The 11,048-nt window shown below is 51.1% G+C and carries 12 protein-coding genes; 7 read left to right on the plus strand and 5 right to left on the minus strand.

Annotation, left to right across the window (positions count from 1 at the left end; genetic code table 11):
• Nucleotides 1-21 precede the first annotated feature (21 nt).
• The 4 genes from F566_RS0110615 (at nt 22) to F566_RS0110630 (ending at nt 4,054) form a co-directional block, all read left to right on the plus strand.
• Nucleotides 22-1,305 carry a TRAP transporter large permease gene (locus tag F566_RS0110615; protein WP_020406972.1) on the plus strand — a complete coding sequence of 428 codons (1,284 nt, stop codon included), beginning with the start codon at nt 22-24 and terminating at the stop codon, nt 1,303-1,305.
• Between the two features lie 32 nt (nt 1,306-1,337).
• Nucleotides 1,338-1,778, plus strand: a complete 441-nt coding sequence (locus tag F566_RS0110620; protein WP_020406973.1) for a universal stress protein — start codon at nt 1,338-1,340, stop codon at nt 1,776-1,778.
• A gap of 130 nt (nt 1,779-1,908) precedes the next feature.
• Complete coding sequence (locus tag F566_RS0110625) at nt 1,909-3,024, plus strand: alcohol dehydrogenase family protein (protein WP_020406974.1); 1,116 nt, start codon at nt 1,909-1,911, stop codon at nt 3,022-3,024.
• The gene (locus F566_RS0110630) at nt 3,011-4,054 is read left to right on the plus strand and encodes a proline racemase family protein (RefSeq protein ID WP_020406975.1); all 1,044 of its coding nucleotides are present in this window, start codon (nt 3,011-3,013) and stop codon (nt 4,052-4,054) included. Before F566_RS0110625 ends, F566_RS0110630 begins: the two co-directional genes overlap by 14 nt.
• Here F566_RS0110630 and F566_RS0110635 read toward each other — a convergent pair.
• The 4 genes from F566_RS0110635 to F566_RS0110650 form a co-directional block, all read right to left on the minus strand.
• Nucleotides 4,042-6,309, minus strand: coding sequence for a sensor domain-containing phosphodiesterase (locus F566_RS0110635; protein WP_020406976.1), 2,268 nt, complete (start codon nt 6,307-6,309; stop codon nt 4,042-4,044). The genes F566_RS0110630 and F566_RS0110635 overlap by 13 nt on opposite strands.
• Nucleotides 6,310-6,406: 97 nt before the next feature.
• A complete protein-coding gene (locus F566_RS0110640) occupies nt 6,407-6,976 on the minus strand; it encodes a TetR/AcrR family transcriptional regulator (RefSeq protein ID WP_020406977.1) in 570 nt (189 codons plus the stop codon).
• A gap of 121 nt (nt 6,977-7,097) precedes the next feature.
• Nucleotides 7,098-7,760 carry a sigma-70 family RNA polymerase sigma factor gene (locus F566_RS0110645; RefSeq protein WP_020406978.1) on the minus strand — a complete coding sequence of 221 codons (663 nt, stop codon included), beginning with the start codon at nt 7,758-7,760 and terminating at the stop codon, nt 7,098-7,100.
• A 77-nt stretch (nt 7,761-7,837) separates the two neighbouring features.
• Nucleotides 7,838-8,323 carry an HPP family protein gene (locus tag F566_RS0110650; RefSeq protein ID WP_026179912.1) on the minus strand — a complete coding sequence of 162 codons (486 nt, stop codon included), beginning with the start codon at nt 8,321-8,323 and terminating at the stop codon, nt 7,838-7,840.
• Nucleotides 8,324-8,401: 78 nt separating this feature from the next.
• Between F566_RS0110650 and F566_RS36895 the strand changes: the two genes are divergently transcribed.
• The 3 genes from F566_RS36895 to F566_RS32560 are packed head-to-tail and all read left to right on the plus strand — an operon-like array spanning nt 8,402 to nt 10,810.
• Entirely contained in the window at nt 8,402-8,551 is a 150-nt protein-coding gene (locus F566_RS36895; RefSeq protein ID WP_157496735.1) for a hypothetical protein, read from the plus strand.
• 19 nt (nt 8,552-8,570) lie between these two features.
• A complete protein-coding gene (locus F566_RS0110655) occupies nt 8,571-9,302 on the plus strand; it encodes a response regulator transcription factor (protein ID WP_245555218.1) in 732 nt (243 codons plus the stop codon).
• Complete coding sequence (locus F566_RS32560; RefSeq protein ID WP_020406981.1) at nt 9,302-10,810, plus strand: sensor histidine kinase; 1,509 nt, start codon at nt 9,302-9,304, stop codon at nt 10,808-10,810. Before F566_RS0110655 ends, F566_RS32560 begins: the two co-directional genes overlap by 1 nt.
• Here the strand turns inward: F566_RS32560 and F566_RS0110665 are convergent.
• On the minus strand, nt 10,772-11,048 hold a 277-nt coding region (locus F566_RS0110665; RefSeq protein ID WP_020405708.1), incomplete at its 5' end, for a transposase domain-containing protein. The genes F566_RS32560 and F566_RS0110665 overlap by 39 nt on opposite strands.

An 11,048-nucleotide genomic window follows, 5' to 3' on the forward strand; every position in this document is an offset into this window, starting at 1 on the left:
GATTGAAATGAGGTTGATGCGATGGCCATGACCCTGATGCTAATCATGATCGGGCTACTATTGCTTGGTTTTCCGATGATGGTGCCGTTGATTACAGCGGCATTGGTGGGCTTTATCATGATGTTTAACGGGCTTGGACAGATGGATACCTTTATCCAGCAGGTCCTTGGAGGGATCCGCCCCGCTTCGCTCATTGCCGTGCCCATGTTCATCCTGGCTGCTGATATTATGACCCGTGGGCACTCTGCGAACCGACTGATTGATATGGTGATGGCCTTCATCGGTCACATTAAGGGTGGCCTGGCGGTGAGCACGGCGACATCCTGTACACTGTTCGGCGCTGTTTCCGGGTCTACCCAGGCGACAGTGGTGGCTGTTGGATCTCCACTGCGTCCGAAAATGCTTCGGGCAGGTTATTCTGACCCATTTACGCTGGCTTTGATCATCAATGCCAGCGACATTGCTTTTTTGATACCACCCAGTATTGGCATGATTATCTATGGTGTTATCTCCGAAACCTCGATAGCAGAGCTCTTTATTGCCGGTGTCGGTCCTGGATTGCTGATTTTGGTCCTGTTTTCCGCGTATTGTCTGATATATGCCTATAAAAATGATGTGCCCACCGAAAAGAAGGCTTCCTGGTCGGAACGATTGACGGCGGTACGTGAAGCCGTCTGGCCACTGATGTTTCCCGTCATCATCGTGGGGGGGATCTATGGTGGTGTGTTCAGCCCCACAGAAGCGGCAGCGGTCTGTGTCCTCTATGCGGTCATTCTGGAATTTATCGTGTTTCGCTCACTGAAACTTCCTGATATGTCCAGCATTGCCAAGTCTACCGGTCTGATTACTGCTGTGGTGTTTATTCTGGTCGGTGTTGGCAACGGTTTTTCCTGGATCATCTCTTTTGCCCAGATCCCTCAGACGATTCTGGACGCTGTCGGTATCAATGAGATGGGGCCAGTCGGTGTATTGATCTCTATTTCAATCGCATTTTTCATTGCCTGTATGTTTGTTGATCCGATTGTGGTGATACTGGTACTGACGCCCATTTTTGCTCCCGCTATTGAGTCGACAGGACTGGATCCCGTACACGTCGGCATCCTGATTACGTTGCAGGTCGCCATCGGCTCGGCTACTCCACCCTTCGGCTGCGATATTTTTACTGCCATTGCCATTTTTAAAAAACCCTATTGGGAAGTAGTGCGGGGTACACCACCCTTTATTTTTATCCTGGTTTTTGCTGCTGCTCTATTAATTGCATTTCCGGAGATTTCCCTTTTCCTGAGAGATATCGCTTTCAATTGACCGCAGGTAATGCTCGAACTGGAGGTTAGGCCATGTTCAAGAAGATCCTTGTCGCTGTAGATGGTTCCAAATCGGCCCTGAATGCCCTTGAAATGGCAATTGGTCTGCAGAAATACACTGACGCGGAAATTTACCTGTTGTGTGTGTTTAAGCACCACAGTCTGTTTGAGGCATCCCTGTCGATGGTACGCCCCAGTGAACTGCAGATCCCGGACCAGGCGTTGTCTGAATACGCCAGGGAAGTGGTGGAGCAGGCCAAACAATTTGCTCTTGAAAAAGGGGCTGTGAAAGTGAGAGGGTTTGTGAAGGGAGGGCGCCCGTCAAAAACCATCGTCAATTTTGCCAGGGAAAAAGATATTGATCTGATCGTCCTGGGGGCTCACGGTACTCATACCGACAAAGACGGTATGTTGCTGGGAAGCGTCTCACACCGGGTGGCCAGTCTGGCCAAGCGGCCGACAATGATCGTCTGATAGTCACTTCCGGGTTTCGCCTGTTCTGCGTCTCTTCAGTAATTGAGCTGTTAACGTTTGTCTGTTGCAGCTACTTCCAGGGGTCAAAGAAGTTTGAGGAAGCCACACATATAGAAAGGAGAAAGCAGCAATGCCATCAATTCCTCCTGTCATGAAAGCGGTACAGCTCACCGGTCACGGAGGCCTGGAAAAACTGGTGTATAGCGATTCTGTCCCAACTCCTTCTCCTGCCCGGGGGGAGGTGCTGATCGAGGTGACCGCTTGTGGAATGAACAACACGGATGTCTGGGTCAGGCAGGGGGCTTACGGTACTGAAACGGACCCTGATTCTGTCTCTACCTGGCGTCGTGGACGATCAACGCTGACTTTCCCCAGAATACAAGGTACCGACACTGTCGGCAGAATCGTGGCTGTGGGTGAGGGTGTCTCTGAAACCCGTTTAGGGGAACGGGTGATAGTGGATTTCAGTATCTATAACCGCCCTGAAGGTGATGAGAGTCTGGCGGATATCGATTACATCGGCCACGGACGGGATGGAGGTTATGCGGAATATACGGTAGTGCCTGCTGAAAATGCCTATGCTACCACTGCAGCCATTTCCGATGCCGAACTGGCGACCTTCTGTTGTGCCTATCTTACCGCAGAGCAGATGTTGGACCGGGCACGTCTGGTGGCAGGTGAGCGCATCCTGGTGACCGGGGCTTCAGGGGGCGTCGGGTCAGCCCTATTGCAACTGGCCAGGGTTCGGGGGGCAATCCCTTATGGGGTTTCCAGTCCCGGTAAAGAGAGTGCGCTGCGCGAAATCGGTGCGGAGGAAGTCATACTCAGGGACACGCCGGATTTGGTTCAGAAAGTGGAAGAGGTTACACGGGGAGAGCCTGTTGATGTGGTGGCTGATCTGGTGGCCGGACCTATGTTCAATGACCTGTTGCGTATCCTGAGGCCGGAAGGACGCTATACGACTGCTGGTGCCATCGGAGGGGCGGTCGTTAATCTGGACCTGCGAACCATGTATCTAAAGCAACTTGAATTGCACGGTTCCTCGCAGGGAACTCGTACGGCCTTTCGTCGATTACTTGGATATATCGAATCCGGTGCGATCAAACCGCTACTGGACCGAACCTTCAAGCTATCTGACTTCCACCAGGCCCAAGAATTATTCATGTCGAAAACCTATATCGGCAAGCTGGTCGTGGTGCCTGATCGCCATTGGGCCGCCGTTGGAGCTCGCTATGAATGCGCGTGAGCGTTCTATGGAGCTGATTGATACCCAGTCAGGAGGCGATGTCAGCCGCATTGTCACCAAAGGGATCGGTCCGATACCGGGTAAAACTGTGCTGGAAAAAGCCCGTTATCTGCAACGGGAAGGGGATGGTTTACGGCGTCTTCTGTTATCGGAACCTTATGGCGATCCTGCCATGTCCGTGGATCTGATCGTGGAGCCGTCACATCCAGAGGCTCAGGCTGGCTATGTGATTATGGGAGCGATGGGATACCCGATGTACTCTGGTTCCAACACCATCTGTACGGCAACCGCTCTGCTGCAAAGTGGAGTGATTGATATGCAGGAGGGCGGACAGACGGTGGTACTGGAGTCTCCCGCCGGGCTGGCACGTATTCATGCCGTGGTTCGGAACGGTCGAGTTGAGTCTGTGACAACCCGATGTGAGCCTGCTTTTGTCGCGTTGGAAAACCTGACGGCAGATGTTCCTTTCTACGGTAAGGTAGCATTTGATCTGGTCTGGAGTGGCGCATACTTTGCCCTGATCAGGGCAAATGATTATAACTTTCATTTGACCGCAGAAGAGCAGATTGCATTAACCGCCTTTGGGGATGCATTTGTCAGAGCAGCGCGGCCGGGATTGCTGCAGGAACATCCAGAGCTTGGGGATTTGGGGCCGTTGCCATTTGCCCATTTTATGGGGCCGGTTCGGCAGATTTCTGAGAAGCACTTTGAGTCTCCATCCGCCACTTATGTTCATCCTGGCGTTTTGTGCCGGAGCCCGACGGGAACTGGGACTTCTGCAAGACTGGCATTGATGGCTTTACGGGGAGAGATTGAGCAGGGGGAATCTCTGGAGACAATTTCTCCCAGAGGAAATCGGTTTATTGGCACGGTCCTGGATTCAACCAGAGTCGGTCCGTATCCGGCGCTTAACAGTCAGATTACGGGGCGGGCGAGAGTGCTGGCCCGCTCTCATCTGGTGGTGGATCTGGATGACCCGCTGATAGACACTTCAGATCTTGAGCACTTGCTGAACTCTCAGATATCGTAGTTTAGCACGTAGGACTCACGGCTTTTCCGAACCCAGGTAATCATTTCAGAGGCTGGCATGGGGCGGGCGAAAAAATATCCCTGCATGGCATCCACCTGGCGGAGGGAAAGCTGGTTAACCTGATAGTCATCTTCCACACCCTCGGCAATGACCCGCAGTTCCAACTGCTTCGCAATCGCAATGATGGCATCAATGATGGCAGTATCATCTCCTCCGGGCGTCAGTTGCTGGACGAAACTGCCGTCGATTTTGAGCTCGTCAATCGGAAAGTTGTGGAGATATGCCAGGGATGAATACCCGGTACCAAAGTCGTCCACAGAGAAACGAAAACCGAGATCCCTGAGTCTGTGCATCAGATTGACTGTATTATCGATGTTGTCCATCAACATACTTTCCGTGATTTCCAACTTAAAGTGGCGGGGAGACAACTGGTAAGTATCGAGTGTGCTGACCAGCGAATTTTCCAAGGTAAAGTCAAACTGCCCGGCGCTGATATTTATGGCAATGGAGAATCCCTCATCAATTAATGAGGCCTCTTTGAGTTGCAATATTAACTGGCAGGAATCGTCGAGAACTGCCTGTTGTAAATGGTGGATGTGACCGGACTGTTCTGCCACGGGAATGAAGTGAGCTGGCGAAATCAGACCTTTTTTCGGATGGCGCCAGCGAATCAGTGCTTCTGCACCGATAAGTCCTCCCTGCATATCAATTTGGGGCTGAAAGAAGGCGCAAAAATGTCTTTGTGTAATGGCAGTGGAGATCTCGCTCTCCACTTCCAGTCTCTTATCGATAAGTTCCTGTAGAGCCGGCTCATAGAATGCATAACAGTTGCGCCCCATTTTCTTGGCCCGATACATCGCGGCATCGGCGTGCTTGAGAATATCATCCGTTGTCTCATTCACATCTTCGATCAACTTGATGCCTATGCTGCCCCCGATCCTGTAATCACCGTTTCCCAGATGAAAGGTATGCGACAGGTTGGTTAACAGTTTTTTGGAGACTGAAGTGGCCTGGTCCATGATCAGGTTTTTGTCCTTTTCCATGGATTCCAGAATAATGACGAATTCATCGCCGCCAATTCTGGAAAAGGTATCCGTATCCCGCAGCAGTGGCTTGAGGCGTTGGGTCACTTTTACCAGCAGCTGATCACCGACGTTATGTCCGAGGGAGTCGTTGATGCGTTTAAAATCATCCAGATCCAAGAACAATAGAGCTCCGATGGTCTGGTGGCGTTTGACTTTGTCGATGGTCCCCTGGAGGCGGTCAGTCATAAGTCGTCGGTTAGGCTGGTCAGTGAGAGGGTCATAAAAGGCCAGTTGTTCGATACGCAGGTCTGCCTTCTTCTTGTCCGTGATGTCCCGGGCCACCCAAAGGATATGTTGACGATCAGGGGACTCGTGCAGGTAGTGCTTTACACGTACAAAGCGACCTTCGAAGCAACGCTTTCCCTTCGCAACTTCCATTTCGTATTCGCACACCTGGACTTCGTCAGTTTTCAACACGTGTTTGATCAATGCCATGAACGATTGGGTCTGCTCAGGTGACATGCCCCGGGTGGCTACCTGCCCGATCAACCCTTCCGGATTTTTTGCCGGTAGTTGCGGGCTATCTCCATAAAAATCCACATAACAACCTTTCTCATCAACCACGATAATCTGATCGGGCATAGCGCTGGTAATAGCGCGAATCTTCTCGTTTGTATTTTTCAGGCTGACCAGTAGGTCTGATTCCCGGTCTGAAGTCTGGTGCCTCTCAATTGCAAGGCCTGACAAATGGGTAAAATAGTCGATCAGTGACAGATGAACTTTGTGAGGCGACTTAACCTCGGTGTAGTAAATGGCAAAGCTGCCCAGGATTTCTTTCCGTGAAGAGAATATCGGCGTTGACCAGCATGCCTTCAGGCCATGTTTAAGGGCGATGTCTTTGAAGTCCTGCCACAGAAGGTCATGTTCAATATCGCTCACAATGACCTGCTTATCGGTGAATGCTGATGTGCCGCAGGAACCGGCATTGTTTCCGATCGTCATTCCGTCAATGCTTTGACAATATGCGGAAGGCAGGCTGGGCGCGGCACCGTGCCACAACTGATGGCCTTTCAAAACCAGGATGGAGCTTTTGGCTTCCGGCGTACCAATAATGGACTCAATGAGCTGGCAAATGGTCTTGAGGCACTCCGGCAAAGGAATCCCCAGCGCAATTTGCTCAATAATTTTTTGTTGGGCTTGAAGTAAGTCCGACAGCTGATTGATATTCATGTGGCCGGATTCTGGTAACCGTTCTCGATACCAGTATAGACCTGATTCTCAATTTTCGGTTTTGAAGCTTATTGAGGTTAAAACCATACTGAATGGGTTATCTGCGTTCCAGTAACATCAAGAGAATGTTCTTTGCCCGCCTGGCGGCTTCTTTTGCGCAGGCTGTGTGTGCGCTGACAATCGCGCCGTCAATCAGCAGACAGATATCCCTGGCAAGTTCTTCGGGCTGGTCTGTTTCAGGGGGCAGGAGTTGGGTGATGAACTCCAGCATGGAGAGTTTACATTGTGAGGCCATTCTGTGGATGGGGTGAGATTTCTGGCAAAACTCAGCACTGGCGTTGATAAAATTGCAGCCGAAAAAATTCTCTGAGTTAAACCATTCATCAAGTATATCAAACAGCGCCAGGATTTTTCCGGCCGGATGCTCAGGGTAGCGGTCGATTGTGACTTCATCCACGCGGCGACGCAGCCACTGATCAAACTCTTTTTGTCTCAGCTCGAGAACCGCCTGGATCAGCTCATCTTTGGACTTGAAGTGTTTGTACATCGTGGTTTTGGAAACACCAGACGCTGCCTGCACCCGATCAATTCCCGTGGCATTGAAGCCATGTTCATTGAATAACTGCAGGGCTGTCTGAAGCAAATGTTCCCGTCGACTGGCTGTCATTGTACCTTGTCCCACCTGTTGTCTTTGAAATCCAACCTGTGTTGATTAAAAGACGAATGATCGCATAACCCGTGATCACTGTACATTTCCTGATATTTTAAGCCGCTGTATGAAAGATTGATCAATAAAACTCAGCCAGTCGGTTTGCCAGTGTTTCTCTGGCTCTAAATATTCTTGAACGAACAGTTCCGATAGGTGCATTGGTCACTTCAGCAATATCAGCATAATGCAGGCCGTCATTCTCCAATAACAGGAAAGCGGTTCGTTGTTCTGTCGGCAGCTCTTCTATGGCACTCTGCAGATGATGTTGAAGCTCCTCAGTGTGTCGCTGCTGATCCGGTTCATAGATCGTGTCATCCGAGATAGCTGCCATCGTCATTTCAGAGCTATCGCTGTCTAACACCGCATGCTTCTTATGTTCTTTATTGAGGTATATATATGCCGTATTAATAGCAATCCGGTACAGCCAGGTGTAGAAATGACTGTCGTAGCGAAACCGTTTGATACCCTTGTAAGCCCGGATAAAGGTCTCCTGGGCTACATCCACAACTGCATCGCGGTCTCTCATATAAGCAGCAACGGCATTCAGTATGCGTGCTTGATAACGAACAACCAACCAGTCGAAAGCCTGTCTGAATCCTTTCTGGGAGGCTTCAATCAACACATGATCAGAATCGCCGGCACTGAACTCTTGGGGTGAACCGGGGGGCGCTATTTCCTCTGGTAGTTGCCAGTCTATCGTCAGAGTGGGCTCAGGTGCCTGGCAGCATGCGGAAGGGACCATATTTCATCCTCAATAATGGAGTCCAGTAAGCTGGATCAGGTTAGGTTCTGTTTTGGTTCTGTTTGGGTTGTCCGGGGTCAGGTTTGTCGACAGGGGTAGCTGGTCGACCTGGATAAGCGGTGATACAGAACGGCCATAAGCACCAGGGCAGCACTGCCAGAAAGCACAGGGAATAAAAGAAACCAGGTATTTTCATGGCCCAGTAATACCACCAGAGGATCGGCACCGGCCGGTGGGTGGACAATTTTCAGTAATACCATCAGGGCGATTGCCAGTGCAGTTGCCGCTGCAAGTGTCCAGGGATCAGGACCGGAGACCTGTAACGCGAGCATTCCAATCAATGTGGAAACCACATGTCCACCGATAACATTTGCCGGTTGTGAGAAAGGGCTGGCAGGTGCGGCAAACAACAGCACACAACTGGCCCCAAAAGGTGCCATGAGCAGTGGCAGCTCGCTAAGCCCTGACATGGAGGCGAGGACGAATATCGCAAAGGCGCCCCCTGTACCTGCCAAAACTGCGTTTTTGAATCTTCCGTCCAAAGAGCGTAGCCATCGTCGCATTCCTGCGTCTCCCATCGTGATGTGTTCTGATAACGCTGATCGAGGTGTACAGGTCTGTACACTGTGTGGTAATGCTAGGTGTACAGATCTGTACATGTCAAGGAAAAGTTTGCCCGGGGAATGTTGAATACTGAAGGAATGGAGTTGTTGGGGAACTTAACGGGCAAGGGTCTGTCTATCCACAATAATCAATCTGGTGTCAGTGTTGACGGCATTCAATGTAAATAAGAAGAAATGAGGTGGCCTCATGAGCCTATGGAATCCGGCGATGGCGGCAAAAAGACATCGATTTCTGGTGGTTGAGGATGAAGAAGATATTGCCGAGCTGGTGGCTCTGCATCTCGGTGATCTTAATGGTGACGTGACCACTGAAGGAGATGGTGCCCGGGGGCTGGAAAAGGCGTTGAATGATCAGTGGGACATGGTCTTTCTGGATTTGCGTCTGCCCACAGTGGACGGCCTGGATATTTGCCGGGCGCTGAGAAGTCAGGCGAGCTATGTCCCGGTGATGATGGTGACATCGAGGTCCAGTGAACTGGACAAAGTGCTGGGGTTGGAAATCGGTGCTGATGATTACCTGGTCAAGCCGTTCAGCATGATTGAGCTTAAAGCCAGGGTAAAAGCATTACTCAGAAGAGCACATCAGTCTCGGTCTGTTCCGGCACCGGAAGACCTGGAATATGGGGAGTTATTACTGAATCTTGGGCGTCGCAAAGTTGCTGTCCGCGATCAGGAATTGGAGTTGACTGCGAAAGAGTTTGATCTTTTATGGTTTTTCGCCAGTCATCCCGGACAGGTTTTTAAACGCTATGAATTATTGAATAAGGTGTGGGGTTATGGGTACGAAGGTTATGAGCATACCGTAAATTCTCATATCAACCGTCTTCGCTCCAAGCTCGAACCAGACCCTGCCCACCCAAAGTTTATTGAAACAGTATGGGGCGTCGGCTATCGATTTCGTGAACCGGCAAGTCTCTGATGTTAAGCCGGTTGCCCCTGTATCATCGTATGACGCTATTATTCACCGGTATCGCTCTGGTGGCTATTTCCGGATTTATGGTGCTCGCGATCTGGAGTAGTGACCGTTATCATCTGGAGGTCACTCAGCGCCTCCATGCCGACCTGGCCAACTATATACTGGAACATCTACCCGAACCGGTATTCACACCAGAAAGCTCTGTCAATAAGACTGTCCTGAACTCAATTGCCCACAGCACTATGATGATTAACCCGTCGGTGGAAGTGTACCTGCTGAGTACGGAAGGAGACGTTCTCGGGCACGCTCTACCTGACAGAGAAATTGCAACGAAGCGGATTGATATGAAGCCGGTGCAACGGTATCTGACGCACTCTGGTGAATTACCTGTTGAGGGGAGTAATCCGCGGAAGGTGACGGAAAGCAGCATATTCTCTGTGGCACCGGTGATGATCAACGACCGACTTAAAGGCTATCTGTATGTTGTGCTTGCCAGTCAGGAAGCGAACACCATGGCCAGCCGGATTCTGGATGGGCATATATTTCGCGTGACGCTGGCGGCGCTTTCAGCACTGCTGGTACTGACAGGTTTATCCTGTCTTATCAGTTTCCGACAGGTGACAAGACCGTTACGGCGATTGACGAAGCTGGTTCGCCAGTATCGTCTGTCCCACCTGGATGGAAGCAGCCCTGACAAAAAAATAACCCGAGATGAGCTCGTAGAGCTGGAGCACTCTTTTGCGCTGATGCGAGAGCGAATCCAGCAGCAGTTTGAGCACCTTAAGCGGGCCGATCAATTACGGCGGGAGCTGGTATCCAATGTGTCCCACGACCTGAGGACGCCATTGGCCACAATGCAGGGATATCTCGAAACCCTGACCCTGAAGTTTGACCACCTGAACGCCGATAAGCGGCGTCAGTATCTTCAGGTTGCCTACCGGCATACCAGAAATATGACTCGTTTAGTCAGTCAGCTTTTCGAGCTGTCCAAGTTGGAGGCGGGTAGAGTTGAGCCCAGAATGGAAGTGTTCTCCATGGCTGAATTGCTGTCAGATATCCGGCAGGATTTCGAATTGATCGCTCAGAGGAAGAATATTGCTTTGACGTTGGAGACGTCGGATCAAGATGGCTGTGTACAGGCAGACATCGAACTGATTCAGAGAGTACTACAGAACCTGTTGGACAATGCTCTTCGTCACACCCCCAGGGGAGGCAGAATCGCCCTGGGGATCGAACAAAGGGAGAAAGTGGTGGAAGTCCGTCTTACGGATTCGGGGCAGGGCATTCCAGTCAGCGAAATACCCTTGGTATTTGAACGCTTTTATCAGTCTGAATCCGGGCAGTATCAGGGGCGTCAGGGAGGTGCAGGGCTTGGGCTCAGTATTGTCAGGCGAATACTGGAACTACATGGTTCCAGTATTCGGGTGCACTCGATTGAGTCGCAAGGCGCCTGTTTTGTAAGCGTCCGGCTATCACAGGTTGACCGGACCGCTCCAGTTGTGAGGCAGTAATTCAGCAATGGCACTGTTCTTCTGCGTCGGCAGACGCGCCAGTACATCTTTCAGATAAGCATAGGGATCATGTCCGTTCAGTTTGGCCGATTGGATCAGACTCATTACTGCCGCTGCCCGCTGACCACTGCGCAGCGATCCGGCAAACAACCAGTTGGAACGACCCAGCGCCCAAGGCCGGATCTGGTTTTCCACCCAATTATTGTCGATGGGCACGGCGCCATCCTCCAGGTAGCGT

The organism is Hahella ganghwensis DSM 17046 (genome assembly GCF_000376785.1).
Classification (GTDB): domain Bacteria; phylum Pseudomonadota; class Gammaproteobacteria; order Pseudomonadales; family Oleiphilaceae; genus Hahella; species Hahella ganghwensis.